The sequence below is a fragment of the Micromonospora sp. CA-240977 genome (assembly GCF_050942285.1).
In the GTDB taxonomy this organism is placed as follows: Bacteria; Actinomycetota; Actinomycetes; order Mycobacteriales; family Micromonosporaceae; genus Micromonospora.
The window spans coordinates 1,681,934-1,697,520 of sequence record NZ_CP192055.1 but is presented as its reverse complement, the minus strand read 5'-3'; the positions used below and the strand labels follow the sequence as shown (position 1 = coordinate 1,697,520).

General features: G+C 73.2%; 16 protein-coding genes. 7 read left to right on the top strand and 9 right to left on the bottom strand.

Annotated features, from left to right (window positions below; all coding sequences use genetic code 11):
- Positions 1-14: 14 nt before the first annotated feature.
- The 7 genes from ACQPWW_RS07950 to rimP form a co-directional block, all read right to left on the bottom strand.
- Complete coding sequence (locus ACQPWW_RS07950) at positions 15-1,016, bottom strand: DHH family phosphoesterase (RefSeq protein WP_433134201.1); 1,002 nt, start codon at positions 1,014-1,016, stop codon at positions 15-17.
- Positions 1,017-1,069: 53 nt separating this feature from the next.
- Positions 1,070-1,570 (bottom strand): 30S ribosome-binding factor RbfA, encoded by a 501-nt coding sequence (gene rbfA / locus ACQPWW_RS07945; RefSeq protein ID WP_433130612.1) that lies wholly within the window; start codon positions 1,568-1,570, stop codon positions 1,070-1,072.
- Positions 1,571-1,696: 126 nt separating this feature from the next.
- Positions 1,697-1,993, bottom strand: a complete 297-nt coding sequence (locus tag ACQPWW_RS07940) for a DUF503 domain-containing protein (RefSeq protein ID WP_030489481.1) — start codon at positions 1,991-1,993, stop codon at positions 1,697-1,699.
- 90 nt (positions 1,994-2,083) lie between these two features.
- Entirely contained in the window at positions 2,084-5,107 is a 3,024-nt protein-coding gene (infB, locus tag ACQPWW_RS07935) for a translation initiation factor IF-2 (protein WP_433130610.1), read from the bottom strand.
- A gap of 93 nt (positions 5,108-5,200) precedes the next feature.
- Positions 5,201-5,533 (bottom strand): YlxR family protein, encoded by a 333-nt coding sequence (locus ACQPWW_RS07930; protein ID WP_433130608.1) that lies wholly within the window; start codon positions 5,531-5,533, stop codon positions 5,201-5,203.
- Between the two features lie 16 nt (positions 5,534-5,549).
- Positions 5,550-6,593 carry a transcription termination factor NusA gene (gene nusA / locus ACQPWW_RS07925; protein WP_357247291.1) on the bottom strand — a complete coding sequence of 348 codons (1,044 nt, stop codon included), beginning with the start codon at positions 6,591-6,593 and terminating at the stop codon, positions 5,550-5,552.
- Positions 6,590-7,279: a ribosome maturation factor RimP gene (gene rimP / locus ACQPWW_RS07920; protein WP_433134199.1), complete on the bottom strand. Its 690-nt coding sequence runs from the start codon at positions 7,277-7,279 to the stop codon at positions 6,590-6,592. The genes nusA and rimP overlap by 4 nt, the downstream gene beginning before the upstream one ends.
- Before the next feature lie 155 nt (positions 7,280-7,434).
- On the opposite strand from rimP, the gene ACQPWW_RS07915 reads away from it, so the two are divergent.
- The 7 genes from ACQPWW_RS07915 to ACQPWW_RS07885 all read left to right on the top strand — a co-directional run bounded on the left by ACQPWW_RS07915 (position 7,435) and on the right by ACQPWW_RS07885 (position 13,986).
- Positions 7,435-7,947, top strand: a complete 513-nt coding sequence (locus ACQPWW_RS07915; protein ID WP_433130606.1) for a hypothetical protein — start codon at positions 7,435-7,437, stop codon at positions 7,945-7,947.
- Positions 7,944-8,381: a ferritin-like domain-containing protein gene (locus ACQPWW_RS07910; RefSeq protein ID WP_355031869.1), complete on the top strand. Its 438-nt coding sequence runs from the start codon at positions 7,944-7,946 to the stop codon at positions 8,379-8,381. The genes ACQPWW_RS07915 and ACQPWW_RS07910 overlap by 4 nt, the downstream gene beginning before the upstream one ends.
- Positions 8,382-8,433: 52 nt before the next feature.
- The gene (locus ACQPWW_RS07905; protein ID WP_433130604.1) at positions 8,434-9,036 is read left to right on the top strand and encodes a PadR family transcriptional regulator; all 603 of its coding nucleotides are present in this window, start codon (positions 8,434-8,436) and stop codon (positions 9,034-9,036) included.
- Positions 9,033-9,767 carry an ABC transporter ATP-binding protein gene (locus ACQPWW_RS07900; protein ID WP_433130602.1) on the top strand — a complete coding sequence of 245 codons (735 nt, stop codon included), beginning with the start codon at positions 9,033-9,035 and terminating at the stop codon, positions 9,765-9,767. The genes ACQPWW_RS07905 and ACQPWW_RS07900 overlap by 4 nt, the downstream gene beginning before the upstream one ends.
- Complete coding sequence (locus tag ACQPWW_RS07895; RefSeq protein ID WP_433130600.1) at positions 9,764-12,544, top strand: FtsX-like permease family protein; 2,781 nt, start codon at positions 9,764-9,766, stop codon at positions 12,542-12,544. Before ACQPWW_RS07900 ends, ACQPWW_RS07895 begins: the two co-directional genes overlap by 4 nt.
- Before the next feature lie 84 nt (positions 12,545-12,628).
- Positions 12,629-13,129 (top strand): nitroreductase/quinone reductase family protein, encoded by a 501-nt coding sequence (locus ACQPWW_RS07890; RefSeq protein WP_433130598.1) that lies wholly within the window; start codon positions 12,629-12,631, stop codon positions 13,127-13,129.
- Positions 13,130-13,248: 119 nt separating this feature from the next.
- A complete protein-coding gene (locus tag ACQPWW_RS07885; RefSeq protein ID WP_433130596.1) occupies positions 13,249-13,986 on the top strand; it encodes a nucleotidyltransferase domain-containing protein in 738 nt (245 codons plus the stop codon).
- A 6-nt stretch (positions 13,987-13,992) separates the two neighbouring features.
- On the opposite strand, the gene ACQPWW_RS07880 is transcribed toward ACQPWW_RS07885, so the two are convergent.
- Entirely contained in the window at positions 13,993-14,706 is a 714-nt protein-coding gene (locus ACQPWW_RS07880) for a VIT1/CCC1 transporter family protein (protein WP_433130594.1), read from the bottom strand.
- Entirely contained in the window at positions 14,703-15,560 is an 858-nt protein-coding gene (gene map, locus ACQPWW_RS07875) for a type I methionyl aminopeptidase (RefSeq protein ID WP_433130592.1), read from the bottom strand. Before map ends, ACQPWW_RS07880 begins: the two co-directional genes overlap by 4 nt.
- Positions 15,561-15,587: the final 27 nt, after the last annotated feature.

Below are 15,587 nucleotides of genomic sequence, written 5' to 3'. Positions count from 1 at the left end.
GACGAACGTCACAGTCAGGCGCCGGGGCGAATCAACGCCCCGTCCAGTTGGCCGCGGATCGACTCGACGACCTGCTCGACAGTGCCCCGACCGGTGAACCCCGCCGCGAACCGGTGGCCACCACCGCCCAGCGTGACAGCGACCCGGCTGACGTCCACCGCGCCCTTGCTGCGCATCGACACCGCCCACTCGCCGGGCGTGGTCTGCTTGACCACACAGCTCACATCCGCCTCGGCGGTGCACCGCACCGAGTCGATCAGCGCCTCCAGCACGTACGGCCGCTGGTCGTGCCGGGCCAGATCCTCAAGCGTGGCGAAGGTCCAGACAAACCCTCGGCCGCCGGCGGCCGCCGGCTCCAGCCGTGCCCGGCCGAGCACCTCACCGAAGAGACGCACCGCCCCGAACGGCCGGGTGTCGAAGACCCGGCGGGAGATGTCCCCGGGCGAGATGCCGGTCGCCAGCAACCGGGCAGCCATCTCGTGCACCGCCGGGGTGGTCGCGGCGAACCGGAACGAGCCGGTATCCGTTGTCAGCGCCACGTAGAAGCACTCCGCGATGGCCGGATCCACAACGACCCCGAGCCGGGCCAGCAGCTGCTCCGCCACCACCGACGTGGCCGCGGCGCCCGGATCCACCAGGTTGACAGTGCCGAAGCCCTCGTTCGACGCGTGGTGATCGAGCACCAGCGCCGCCCCCGCCGACGACAGCCGCCCGGCCAGCTCACCGAGGCGCGACTCGCTCGCCGCGTCGAAGCAGATCACCAGGTCGGGCGCCGGGTCGGCGGCGTCCGCCGGGACCAGCAGGTCCAGCCCGGGCAGCCCCCGGAACGGCTCGGGCACCTCCGGCGGCCCGGGGAAGGTCGCCTGCACCTCGCGGACGCCGAACTGCCGCAGCCCCAGGCCGAAGCCGAGCATGCTGCCCAGGGCGTCACCGTCCGGGTTGATGTGGCAGATCAGCAGCACGCGGCCACCCGGCGGGACAGCCCGCACCAGCGCCTCGGCCGCGGCCCAGTCCATCTCGGCCGGGCCGACCCCGGCCGCCCCGGCGAGCGGGACGCTGGCGGTGCTGGTCACCGCGTTTCCCCACCCCGCGCCGCGTCCTTGGCGTCGGTGGCCGCATCGGCCTCGTCCGCCTCGTCGCCCTCATCCGTCTCGTCGTCAACCCGGTACGGCTGCGCCTCACCCGCGTACTCCGCCTGGGCGGCCAGCCGCTGCACCTCGGCGTCGGCGTTACGGGCGGCGGCGAGCAGGTCGTCGATGTGCTTGACCTGGTCCTGCACGTCGTCGAGGACGAACGTGAGAGTCGGCGAGTGCCGCAACCCGAGCGCCTTGCCGACAGTGCTGCGCAGCAGCCCCTTGGCGCTCTCCAGCGCCGCGGCGGTGTCCGCCTGGGCCACCGCGTCACCGAGCACCGTGTAGAAGACCGTCGCGTCGCGCAGGTCCGCGGTGATCCGGGCGTCGGTGATGGTGATCATCCCGAGCCGCGGGTCCTTGATCTGGCTCCGCACCACCGACGCGACCAGCTCACGCACCCGTTCCGCGTGCCGGCGTACCTTGGCCGGATCAGACATCTCGCCACCTCCACGGCGTCCTGCTCCCGGTCGACCCGGCGACCCGGAGGTCGCCGGTCGACCGGCCAACATCTCGAACACTACCTTCGGGGCCGCACCGGTCGCCCGGCACAGCCGGCTCCAGGGTCAGTCGTCGTCCACGCCGTACAACCGGCGTCGAACCGACAGCAACTCGACCTCGGGGCGACCGGCCACCAGGCGCTCACAGGAGTCGAGCACCTCGCGGACGTGCGCCGTCTCGGCGGCCACCACGGCCACCGCCAGCTGCGCTCGACCATGCAGGTCGAGCGCACCCACCTCGGCGGCCGACACCTCGAAGCGGCGCAACGCCGCCACGATCGGCCGTACATATGATCTCTTGGCTTTGAGCGACCGGGAGTCGCCCGGCAGCAGCAGGTCGAAGACCGCGGTTCCGGTGAACATCGCCCCGGACGATACCGCCAACCCGCCCCGCATGATCAAGGGGTTTACGCCGTTCGGCGTAAACCCCTTGATCAGCGTGTCACTGCCGGATCAGGCGCGAACCTTCTCCCGCATCTCGAAGGTCTCGATGACGTCGCCGACCTGGACGTTGTTGTAACCACCCAGGGTCAGACCACACTCGAAGCCCTCGCGGACCTCCGTGGCGTCGTCCTTGAACCGCTTGAGCGAGCTGATCGTGAGGTTGTCCGCCACGACTGCCCCGTCTCGCAGCAGGCGCGCCTTGGCGTTACGCCGAAGGACACCCGACCGGACGATGCAACCGGAGATGTTGCCGATCTTGGACGAGCGGAACACGTCGCGGATCTCCGCGGTGCCCAGCTCGGCCTCCTCGTACTCCGGCTTGAGCAGGCCCTTGAGCGCTGCCTCGATCTCCTCGATGGCCTGGTAGATGACGGTGTAATACCGGATCTCCACGCCCTCGCGGTCGGCCATCTCACGGACCTTGTTGGAGGCCCGCACGTTGAAGCCGATGATCGTGACCGGCTCGGACGAGGCACTCGCGAGCATGACGTTGCTCTCGGTGATCGCGCCCACGCCACGGTCGAGGACCTTGAGCTGGACCTCCTCGGGGATGTCCAGGTTGAACAGCGCGTCCTCGAGAGCCTCCACCGAACCGGAGACATCGCCCTTGAGGATGAGGTTGAGCGAGGTCTTCTCGCCCTCCTTGAGCTGCTCCATGAGCGTCTCGAGGGTGGCCCGACCACGGGAGTTGGCGAAGGACGCCGCCCGCCGCCGTGCCTGCCGCTGCTCGGCGATCTGCCGCACCGTGCGGTCGTCCGCCGCGGCGAGGAAGGTGTCGCCCGCGCCGGGAGGCGCGGTCAGACCCAGCACCATTACCGGACGCGCCGGCCCAGCCTCGGTGAGCTGGTTGCCGTTCTCGTCGAGCATGGCCCGGACCCGGCCGTGCGCCCCACCGGCGACGATCGAGTCGCCTGCCCGCAGGGTGCCCTTCTGCACCAGCACCGTCGCCACCGCACCGCGACCCTTGTCCAGGTGCGCCTCGATTGCCACACCCTGCGCCGGCCCGTCGATCGGAGCGGTCAGCTCCAGCGACGCGTCGGCGGTCAGCAGGACAGCCTCGAGCAGCTCCTCGATGCCGATGCCCGGCTTGGCCGCCACGTTGACGAACATGGTCTCGCCGCCGTACTCCTCGGCGACCAGGCCGTACTCGGTCAGCTGCTGGCGGACCTTGTCCGGGTTGGCGTCCGGCTTGTCGACCTTGTTGACCGCGACCACGATCGGCACGTCGGCCGCCTTGGCGTGGTTCAACGCCTCGATGGTCTGCGGCATCACACCGTCGTCGGCCGCCACCACCAGGATCACGATGTCCGTGACCTGGGCACCACGGGCACGCATGGCGGTGAACGCCTCGTGACCCGGGGTGTCGATGAAGGTGACCGCCCGGTCCTCGCCCTCGTGCGGAACGTGCACCTGGTACGCACCGATGTGCTGGGTGATGCCACCCGCCTCACCGGCCACGACGTTCGCCTTGCGGATCGCGTCGAGCAGCTTGGTCTTACCGTGGTCGACGTGACCCATGACGGTCACCACCGGCGCACGGCTGACCAGACGCTCCTCGGCCACCTCCGCGTCGAGGTCGATGTTGAACTGCGCGAGCAGCTCGCGGTCCTCGTCCTCCGGGCTGACGATCTGGATGTCGAAGCCCAGGTGCTCACCCAGCAGGTGCAGGGTGTCGTCAGAACAGGACTGGGTCGCGGTGACCATCTCGCCCAGGTTGAACATCTCCTGGACCAGCGAACCCGGGTTGGCGTTGATCTTGTCCGCGAAGTCGGACAACGAGGCGCCACGGGAGAGCCGGACGATCTGACCCTGACCCCGGGGAGCACCCGAGCTCATGGTCGGAGCCGACAGGTTGTCGAACTCCTGTCTGCGCTGCTTCTTGGACTTGCGACCGCGCGTCGGCCGGCCACCCGGACGCCCGAAGGCACCCGCGGCGCCGCCGCCACGGCCACGACCACCCGCACCCGGGCGACCGCCACCACCGGACGGAGCACCCGGACGGAAACCGCCACCGGGAGCACCGCCACCGCCGCCGGGACCGCCACGGTAGCCACCGCCACCGCCGGCACCCGCGCCGCCACCAGGGCCGCCGCGGTAACCGCCACCGCCACCGGCGCCACCGCCGGGACCGCCACGGAAACCACCGCCGCCGCCACCGGGACGACCGGCGCCACCGCCACCGGGGCGACCAGCGCCACCGGGACCGGGCCGACCGGCAGCCGGACGCTGGCTCGGCATGGACGCCGGGCTCGGCCGCGGCGGCATGGAGTTGGGGCTCGGCCGCGGCGGCATGCCCGCCGGGGTGTTGGGCCGGGGCCCACCCGCACCGGCCGCCGGGGGCCGCTGCTGCTGGCCACCCTGGATGCCGAACGGGTTGTTACCGGCGCCTCGCGCCGGCGGGCGACCACCGGGTCGGGCACCCGGACCCGGAGCCGGCGTGCTCGGACGAGCTGCCGGTGAACCGGGACGAGGGGGCATCGCGGCCGGACCCGGCCGAGGGCCGGGGCGGTTGCCGCCGTCGGCCGGGGGCTCCCGGCGTACGGGGTTGTCCCGCTGCTGCTGGCGGGCGGCCTGCGCGGCCTTGACCGCGGCCTCCTGCTCAGCCTTCAGCGCGGCGGCACGCGCCTCGGCGGCCGCCACCTCGATGTCGTGGGCACTCGCCGGCTTGGCGACCGGAGCCGCGGGCTGCGGTGCACCAGGCACCGGACCCTTCGGCTTCGGGCCGGGAGCCGGCGCGGTCGGCCGCCGGGGCGGCATCGGCTTGGCCGAGACCCGGGGCGCACCCGGGGTCGGGGCCGTCGTCGGGGTCGGGGTTGAAGCCGGCGTCGACGCGGGCGCCGACGGGGCGGCGGCCGGTGCCGGAGCACCGGCGGACGCGACGAATGCGTTCCGCAGTCGCCGGGCGACGGGCGCCTCGACGGTGCTCGACGCGGACTTCACGAACTCGCCCATTTCCTTCAGCTTGGCGAGAACGGTCTTACTCTCGACCCCGAGCTCTTTTGCAAGCTCGTGTACGCGGGCCTTGCCTGCCACTGCACTCCTCACTCCGAGGTCGTGCGGGCAGCACCCGCAGCGACCTCACTCGTGCACTTGAAGCCTGGTCATTTCAGGGACTTCATCGTGTGCTCATGTCGGTCGTCCTACCCTGCTAGCGACCCTCGCCCGGTCGGGCTGACCGGACGTAGTGGTTGGCGCATCGACGTGCTCCGCCAGCACACCGTGGTCAAGGACCTCGGTGATGCGCAGCGCACGCCCGAAGGCGCGGCGGCGCACCGCCAGCGCGAAGCAGGCCGGATCCGGGTGCAGGTTCGCTCCCCGACCCGGCAGCCTGCGGCGCGGATCAGGTCGGAGACTGAAACCAGCCTCGTCCCGGACCGCGACAATCCGCAGCAATTCGCTGGCCGGCGCACGTTGCCGGCAACCCACACAGGTGCGTTCCGGCGTTGCGCGTCGTACCACTGGAAGAAGTCTACCCCTAGCTGCCCGAGATCGCGCCGCCCGGCTCCCGCACGTGATCAGCTGCCGCACGCGCGGCCGGGGCCGTCTGCTCCGCATCGGACCGAATGTCGATCCGCCAACCGGTCAATCGGGCCGCGAGTCGGGCATTCTGCCCCTCCCGACCGATCGCGAGGGAGAGCTGGAAGTCGGGAACTGTCACCCGGGCGGCGCGACCGGCCAGGTCGACCACCTCGACCCGCAGCGCCTTGGCCGGCGACAGCGCGTTACCGACAAAGGTGGCCGGGTCGTCCGACCAGTCGATGATGTCGATCTTTTCGCCGTGCAGTTCGCTCATGACGGCCCGCACCCGCTGACCCATCGGGCCGATGCACGCGCCCTTGGCGTTCACCCCGGGGGTGGTGGAGCGTACGGCGATCTTCGTGCGGTGACCTGCCTCACGGGCGATCGCGCCGATCTCCACAGTGCCGTCGGCGATCTCCGGCACCTCCAGCGCGAACAGCTTCTTGACAAGCGCCGGGTGCGACCGGGACAGGGTGATCTGCGGCCCGCGCATGCCCTTGGCGACGTGCACGACGACGCAGCGGACCCGCTCGCCGTGCGCGTAGCGCTCGCCGGGCACCTGCTCGGACTGCGGCAGCACGCCCTCCAGCTTGCCGAGGTCGACGCTGACGATGCCCTTCTCGGTACGCGTCTCGTGCGCCTGCACCACGCCGGTGACCAGGTCACCCTCGCGGCCGACGTACTCACCGAAGTGCACCTCGTCGGTGGCCTCCCGCAGGCGCTGGAGGATCACCTGCTTGGCGGTCATGGCGGCGATCCGGCCGAAGTCGTGCGGGGTGTCGTCCCACTCCCGCACCAGGCTGCCGTCGGCGTCCATCTCCTGCGCGTACACCAGGGCGGCGCCCGACCTGCGGTCGATCTCCACCCGGGCGTGCGGCTCGGCGCCGTCGGTGTGCCGGTAGGCGGTCAGCAACGCGGTCTCGATCGCCGCGAGAATCGTGTCGAACGGGATCTCCCGCTCGCGCTCGAGTGCGCGCAGCGCCGCGAGGTCGATGTTCACCTCTCCTCGTCCTCCACATCATCTTCGTCGTCGATGTCGTCTGAATCGTCGATCTCGTCTGAGTCGTCCGCGTCGTCGAACTCCTCGTCCGGCTCGCCGAGTTCGGCGAGCCGGGTGAACTCGACCTGCACGCGACCGGGGCCGAGCTGGGCATACGCCCAGGTGGTACGGCCGTCCTCGGTCTCCAGGTGCACGCCCTCGTCGTCGGCCGCGATGACGCGGCCGGTCAGCTGGCGGTCACCGGCGGGCTGCTCGCCACGCTGGCCGGGCAACGCGGCAGCGCCCCGGGCGGTGACCTTGACCAGCCGGCCCACGTTGCGCCGCCAGTGGCGGGGCAGGGTGAGTGGCCGGTCGACGCCCGGCGAGCTGACCTCCAGCTGGTACTCCCCGGCGACGATGTCACCACCGGTCTCCTCGGCGGCGTCCAGGGCGGTCGAGACCGCGCGGGAGACGTCCGCGACGGCGTCCAGGTCGATCCCGCCGTCGGTGTCGACCATCACCCGCACCACGTGCCGGCGACCGGCCCGGGAGACCGACAGGTCCTCCAGGTCGTAGCCGGCGTCGTTGACCACTGGCTCGATCACAGCCCGCAACCGCGCCCGCCGCGCTGCGAGATCACCACCGCGGGGACCCGCGGCATCGCGGGGTCGCCCTGTCGACCTGGTGGCACGGCCACGCTGCGTCATCTCCGCACCCTCTCCCTGGTCGACGGTGATCGGTCGTCCCGACATGCCGGCGCACCACCGGAGCGGACGCGCCGGTGGCTGCGCAGAGCGTAACGCGCCTGCCCGTCGGTGGACCGGGCGGCGCACCGACGTCGGTGGCCCCCGGACCGACGGGGATGGTGTTGACTTGCCGGGTGGGGACCGGCAGAACGACACAGCGCGACCAGGCATCCGGACATTCGCGGCGAAAGCTCCTGCGGACCGGGGCGCTGCTGGCGCTCGGCGGTGCCGCGGTGCCGCTGACCGGCTGTGATCTTTTCGACCGTGACGATCAGCCAGCGCCACCACCGGACCCGCTGCGGCCGATGGTGGACGAGGCGCTCACGCTGGCCGCCACGTACCAGGCGCAGATGGCCGCGCATCCCGACCTGGCCGACCGGCTCGGCCCGATCGCCGAGGCGCACACCGCGCACGCCACCGAGCTGGCCCGGGTGATCGGCGTCGCCCTGCCGACCGCGCCCGCCGCTCCGACGACCGACCCGGGCGGCACCCTCACCACCCTGCGCGCCCTGGAGAAGACCGCCCAGCAGTCCGCCACCGCCGCCTGCGCCGCGGCGAGCGCGGAGCGGGCCGCGCTGCTCGGGTCGATCGCCGCCGCCCGAGCCACCCACCAGGAGGCACTGAAGTGAGGCAGCCGTCCGCCGGGGAGGCGCTCGCCGCCGCCCTGTCCGCCGAGTACGCGGCCATCTACGCCTACGGGCGGATCGGGGTCCGACTCACCGGGGCGGCGCGGGAGGCCGCACACCAGGCCGAAGCCGCGCATCGAAGCCGCCGCGACACGCTTGTGGTGCAACTGAGCGCGGCCGGTGGCGTCGTGCCGCCGGACCGCGCCGGCTACGCGCTGCCGTTCCCGGTCACCGACCGGGCCAGCGCGCTGCGGCTCGCCGCGGAGGTGGAGGAGCGCACTGCCGCGCACTGGCGGGCGGCTCTGGCGTCCACCACCGGGGCCGACCGGGACCAGGCGCTGGCCGCCCTTGTCGAGTACGCGGTGCGGGCCACCCGGTGGCGGAAGACGGCCGGGACGACCCCGCTGACCGTCCCGTTTCCCGGTCGGCCAACCTGAACCGTTCCGCTCCGGTTGCGGTACGCATACCAGGTATGCATACTCCGTTTCCATGTCCATCCGACACGGGTTGCTCGCCCTGCTCGAACGCGGCCAGATGTACGGCTACCAGCTGCGCGCCGCGTTCGAGGAGTCGACCGGCTCGACCTGGCCGCTGAACATCGGGCAGGTTTACACAACGCTGTCCCGGCTGGAACGCGACGGTCTGGTGCGCCCGCTGCCGGAGAGCGAGGCCGGGCAGCGCCCGTACGAGATCACCGACGCCGGCCGGGCGGATCTGGCGCTCTGGTTCGCCACCCCGGTCAGCCGCAACGACCGACCCCGCGACGAGTTGGCGATCAAGCTGGCGCTGGCGCTGACCACGCCCGGGGTGGACGTCCGCTCGGTGGTGCAGGCCCAGCGCAGCGCGACGATGCGGGCTCTGCAGGAGCTGACCCGGTTGAAGTACGGCAGCAACCGGCCGGAGGACCTCCCCTGGCGCCTCGTGCTGGACTCGATGGTGTTCCAGGCCGAGGCCGAGGTCCGCTGGCTGGACCACTGCGAGACCAGTCTGGTACGGCACCAACCCACCGGCCCGGCGCCTCCCCCGCCCCTGCCGGGTGACGCCGACGCGCGGGACGCGGCGCGCTGGGCCGGCGAGGAGGCGCGACGGTGAGCCGATCGGACGACGCGGTGCTGGAGCTCCGCGCCGTCCACCGCACCCACGGCGCCGGACCGGCGGCGGTGCACGCGTTGCGCGGGGTCAGCCTGGTCGTCCGGCCCGGCGAGCTGGTCGCCGTGATGGGTCCGTCCGGCTCCGGCAAGTCGACGTTGCTGGCCCTCGCCGGCGGGCTGGACGGCCCGACCGGCGGAGAGGTCCGGGTGGAGGGGCAGCCGCTGGGGGCGCTGGACCGTCGCGGGCTGGCCCAGCTGCGCCGCCGGCGGATCGGCTACATCTTCCAGCAACTCAACCTGCTGGGCAGCCTGAGCGCCCTGGAGAACGTGGCGCTGCCCCTGGAACTCGACGGCGTCAGCGGACGCCGGGCCCGGACGCTGGCCATGGCCGCGCTCACCGAGGTGGGTCTGCCCGCACTGGGTGACCGCTTCCCCGACCAGCTCTCCGGCGGGCAGCAGCAGCGGGTGGCCATCGCCCGCGCGTTGGTGGGCGATCGCCGGCTGGTGCTCGCCGACGAGCCCACCGGGGCCCTGGACTCGCAGACCGGCGAGGCGGTGCTGCACCTCCTGCGCCGCCGGATCGACGCGGGGGCCGCCGGAGTGCTCGTCACCCACGAGGCCCGACATGCCGGCTGGGCCGACCGGGTGGTGTTCCTGCGCGACGGCGTACTTGTCGACACGACGGCGCCGCTGGGCAGCGTCGAGCAGCTGCTGTCCGGCAGCGATCGGTGACCGTCCGCCGTACCCGGCCGGCGCCTGGCCGGTTCGACGCCGCCGCGGCGGCACCTGTCGCGCCGCCGGTGCGGGTCGGTCGGCGGCGGCTCGCCGAGCTGACCGGCTCCTGGCGGGCGGCGTTGCGGATCGCCCGGCGGGAGTCCCGCCGGGCCCGGCGGCGAACCGCCCTGGTGCTCGCGATGATCGCCCTGCCGGTGGCCGTGCTGGCCTTCCTGGCCGCCAGCTACGACATGGCCGAGCTGACTCCGCAGGAACGGGTGGCGCGCCAACTCGGCGTGGCCGACGCGGAGCTGCGCTGGATCTCCGACACCCCTGTGGAGCAGGACGAGTGGGGTGAGAGCTGGGCCACCCGGGACGGCGTGGAGTCACCCACCGCCCCGGCCACCTCCGCCCAGGTGAGTGCGCTGCTCGGACCGGGCAGTCGGGTCACCGAGGTGCGCGGCGGCATCCCGCTGACCCTGCGGGGCCCGCACCGTGACGAGGACGTGCAAGGGCGGGTACTGGACCTCGGCGACCCGTTGGCCCGCGGGCTGGTGCGGTTCCGGGCGGGCCGGGCGCCGGAGCAGCCCGGCGAGGTCGCGGTGAGCCCGGCCGCGCTCCGCCGCCTGGACCTGCGCCTTGGCCGCGCCGTGGCCCTCGCCGACGGGAGCAGGGCGTACACAGTGGTGGGGGTCGTCGAGTTCCCCGACGATCTCGGCCCGGTGGTGGCGCTGCATCCGGGTGCGGCGCCGCGCACCGGTCCCGAACCGGAGAGCAGCTGGCTGGTGGACGTGCCCGGCACCATCGATGCCGCACAGGTGTCCCGGCTCAATGACCGGGGTGTGCTGGTCGCCGCCCGTCCTCCGGCCGACTCGGCCGACGAACGGAAGCGGCTCTGGCTCGGCCCCATCGACCCGGCCCGGACCACCGACCTGGGCACCGGCGTGCTGATCGCCGGCCTCGGGCTGCTGGAGGTGGTGCTGCTGGTCGGGCCGGCCTTCGCGGTCGGCGTCCGTCGGCGACGGCGGGATCTGGCGCTCGTCGCGGTGGCCGGCGGGGACGCCGCCCAGCTTCGTCGGGTCGTGTTGGCCGACGGCGTGGTGCTTGGTGTGCTGGGCGCCGCCGCCGGCCTGCTGGTCGGCGTCGGCGCGGCGTTCGCCGGTCGTCCGCTGATGGAGCAGTACGTCTTCGACGCCCGCTTCGGTGGGTACCGGTGCTGGCCGATCGCGCTGGTGCTGCTCGGTGGGGTCGCGCTGCTGGCCGGGGTGCTCGCCGCGCTGGCACCGGCCTGGACCGCTGCGCGGCAGGACGTCAGCGCCGGCCTGGCCGGGCGACGCACTCCCCCGGTGTCCCGGACCCGGTGGTTGGCCATCGGGCTGTCGCTTGTGGTCGGCGGGGCGGGGTTGGCGGCGTTCGGGGCGGCCCGTGCCTCCGCGCCGGTGATCCTCACCGGTCTGATCCTCGGCGAGTTGGGCCTGGTGTGCTGCACCCCCACACTGATCGGCGCGCTCGCCCGGCTCGGCCGGGTGTTGCCGTTGGCGCCGCGGATCGCGTTGCGGGACGCCAGCCGCAACCGCGCGTCCGCCGCGCCCGCCATCTGCGCCGTGATGGCCGCGGTGGCCAGCAGTGTGGCGCTCGGCGGGTTCCTGGCCAGCAGCGACGCCCGTGACTCGCGTGCCTACCAGCCGATGCTGCCGACCGGCCACGTGCTTGTCTACGCGGGCGAGTCGGCTCGGCAACCCCCGCTGACCCAGCTCGCCGCCCTGGCCCGGGACCAGTTGGGCGCCGACACCGTCGCCCCGATCAACGCGCTGAGTTGCGCACCCGGGACGGGTTACTGCGACGTCATGCCGGAGCTGCCGCCCGCGCAGGTCTGCCCCTGGCAGCCCGGGGACAACCTCCCCGAGGCGCACCGTCGGCAGGCGCGGGCCGACCCTCGCTGTCGGATCGACCCGACGAACTACAACGGCGGCTACGTGCAGGCGGGGGTGGACGACGGGACCGCGCTGCCGCTGCTCACCGGTGCGGACCCGGCGACGACCGCCGCCGCCACCGCCGTGCTGCGCGCCGGCGGCGTGGTGGTGACCGACCCGCGCTACCTGCACGACGGCCTGGTGACCGTACGCGTGAACGAGGTGGATCCCGGGACGGACCGGCCGCGCGCCGTCGCCGACTTCCCCGGGTACGCCCTGAGCGGAGTGGTCAGCCAGTCCCAGCTGCTGCTCTCCGCGTCCGCGGCCCACCACCTCGGCCTGACCTGGTCGACGGCCGGTTGGGTGATCGGCGCTGCCACCCCGCCCGACCGGCATCAGCAGGAGCGGTTCGCCAGCGCCCTGCGCCCCTTCGGCGCGTTCTCGTTGGTGGTGGAGGACGGCGGTCGTCCGCGCGACATCTCACCGTTGCTGCTGCTGCTCGCGGCGGCCGCCGGGGTCATCACGATGGGTGCCGCGGGGATCGCCACCGCGCTCGCCGCCGCCGAGGGACGGGCCGAGCTGACCACCCTCGCAGCCGTCGGAGCGGCGCCGGCGCTGCGCCGGATGCTGGCGATCTGCCAGGCGGGGGTGATCGCCGGCCTGGGCTCGGTGCTCGGCATCGTGGCCGGGCTGGGCACCGCCGCGATCGTGCTGTTCTCGGTGAACAGGCAGTACGCCAACGACTGGCCGGTGCCCGACCGGTACCCGTACGTGGTGCCGTGGCCCGCGCTCGGGATCCTGGTGCTGGTGCCGATCGTGGCGATGCTCGGGGCGGGCCTGTTCACCCGCGCCCGGCTGCCGATCGAACGGCAGCTGGACTGAACCCGGTGGCGTGACCGCCCGGTTGGCGGGCCGGGCGCGTACGGGGGGTGCCGGCGGGGCCCGGCAGCCGGCACACTGATCGGCGTGTCAGTGCTCGGAACCCTCACCCGTCGAGTCGGTCATCATCGCTGGTTCGGCGCCGCCGCACGTCTGCTGGTCCCCGCCGACCGGGTGGTCGGTCGACTCACCCGGGGGCGGGTGGTCGCGCTCGGCCTGATCCCGTCCCTGGTGATCACGACGACCGGCCGCCGCTCGGGCAAGCCCCGCAGCAACCCGCTGCTCTATGTGCCCGACGGCGACGCCTACGTGGTGATCGGCTCCAACTGGGGCCAGACCCACCACCCCGGCTGGGCGATGAACCTGCTCGCCGATCCCGCCGCCGAGGTGCAGCTGAAGGGCCGGCGGGTGCCGGTGCGGGCCGAGCGGGCGTCCGGCGCCGAGCGGGACCGGCTGTGGCAGTTGTTGGTCACCGAGTGGCCCGCGTACCGCACGTACGTGCGGCGGGCCGGCGGCCGGGAGATCCACATCTTCCGGCTCACGCCGACCGGGCGCGGCGTGCCGCCCGGCCCCCCGTCGGCTGGCTAGGCTGACGCTCAGTCGCGAACAAAGGCGGGTCCCGTGAGCGCGAGCAGTGGGCCGGGGTGGCGAACCCCGCGACCGGCGGCGGCCCCGCGAGCCTCACGGCTGCGCACCCTGGCGGCCGGGTGAGCGCAGGAGACGAGCTGGGCGAGGTCGGCCGGGGCCTCGACGATCGACGGTGGGCGGTCGCGGAACGGGTCGCCGAGGCGGTCCGCCGGCGCTTTCCGGCCGACGTGCTCGCGGTGGCGGTGCACGGGCCGTTGGCGCACGGTGACGACGACGGCGGCGGGGACAACGAGGCGGGCATGCTGGTGGTCACCTACCGGCCCGGTGCCGGCCCGCGGCCGGCGACCCGGCGCGTGGACGGGGTGCTCGTCGACCTGACAGTGGCCGCCGCCGAGGACTACCTGGCGCAGGCTCGGGTGATCTCCGCGCTCTGGCCGCTGACCGCCGACCGGTACGTCACCACCCAGCCGTTGCACGACCCGACCGGCTGGTTGCGGACGCTGCGCGACGAGCATCTCGGCCGGCTGGCGCGGGCGCGCCCGGCGGAGTTCAGCGCCGCGGCGCGGCAGGCCTGGTACCGGGGCAGCGCGGCGCACGCGCGGGCCGCCCGGCTCGCCGAGTGGTACGAGACCGACCAGGCCCTGCTGATGCTCGGCGAGGCCCGGCTGGCGGCGGCCACGGTGACCGGCCTGCTGAGCCGCACCTACTACCGGGATCCCGGCGACGCGGTACGACGCACCGGGTTGGCCGGCGCGGATATGACCGAGGTGGGCGTGGTGCTCGGTCGACAGGCCGAGGAGCTGGCCGCCCGAGGTCGGGCGGTCGACGGCACTGTCGACGACCTGCTCAGCGGTTGACCGGGGTCACAGCCCGCCCGGCACCCCGATCAGCGTGCCGACCAGGTAGGTGGCGCCGGCGGCAGCGGCGCCCAGCAGCAGTTGCCGCAGCCCGCTGGTCCACCAGGGGCGTTGGGTGAAGCGGGCCACCACCGCTCCGGCGGCGAACAGCCCCAGCCCGCCGACGGCCAGCGCCAGCCATAGCTCGGTGGCGCCGAACAGGTAGCTCAGCAGCGGCACCAGCGCGCCCACCGAGAAGAACAGGAACGACGAGATCGCCGCGGCCCACGGGCTGGGCTGGTCGTCGGGGTCGACGCCCAGCTCCTCGCGGACGTGCACCCGCAGGGCCTCCTCCGGGTCGCGCCGCACCGCTTCGGCGACCTGGGTCGCCAGGTCCCGGGGAAGACCCCGGGCCACCCAGGCGTCGGCCAGCTCCCGGGCCTCCGCCTCGGGGTGCCGTTCCAGCTCGCGCCGCTCCTTTGCCACCTCGGCGGCGACCTGCTCGTTCGCGGAGCGGACGCTCGTGTATTCGCCGAGACCCATCGAGATCGCGCCGGCCACCAGGCCGGCGGAGCCGGTGAGCACGATGCTGCGGGGTGACACCCCGCCGCCGCCGACACCGGCGATCAGGGCGATGTTGGTGACCAGACCGTCCATCGCACCGAAGACGGCCGGGCGCAGCCACCCGCCGGAGACGTCCGCGTGGTGCGCCTCGCGCAGCGCCGCTGGGGTGTCGGTCACGGCAGGGTCAGGATCTCGTGGCCGTCGTCGGTCACCACGATGGTGTGCTCGAACTGGGCCGTCCACTTCCGGTCCTTGGTGACCACGGTCCACCCGTCGTCCCACATGTCGTACTGGTAGGTGCCCAGCGTGATCATCGGCTCGATGGTGAACGTCATGCCCGGCTCCATGATGTCGGTGGGCCGCGGGCTGTCGTAGTGCGGCACGTAGAGACCGCTGTGGAAGGCCTCGCCGATGCCGTGGCCGGTGAAGTCGCGGACCACGCCGTAGCCGAACCGCTTGGCGTACGACTCGATGACCCGGCCCACCACGTTGATCTGCCGGCCCGGGGCGACCGCGCGGATGCCCCGCATCATCGCCTCGTGGGTCCGCTCGACGAGCAGCCGGGCCTCCTCGCTGACCGCGCCGACGCAGAAGGTGGCGTCGGTGTCGCCGTGCACTCCACCGATGTACGCGGTGACGTCGACGTTGATGATGTCGCCGTCCTGCAACACCGTGGAGTCGGGGATGCCGTGGCAGATGACCTCGTTGAGGCTGGTGCAGCAGGACTTCGGGAAGCCCTTGTAGCCCAGCGTCGACGGGTACGCGCCGTGGTCGCAGAGGAACTCGTGCACCACCCGGTCGATCTCGTCGGTGGTCACGCCGGGCTTGCAGTGCTCGCCGGCCAACTGGGTCGCCTGGGCGGCGAGCCGGCTGGCGATCCGCATCTTCTCGATGGTCTCCGGCGTCTGCACGTGCGAGCCGCGCCACTGGGCGGGGCGCTCCTTGCCCACGTACTCCGGTCGGGCGATCTGGGACGGCACCGGACGCATCGGGGAGAGCGTGCCTGGTGTCAGCGGCGGACGGACGGTCATGACGCCAGCCTATCGCCGGGACCGCCG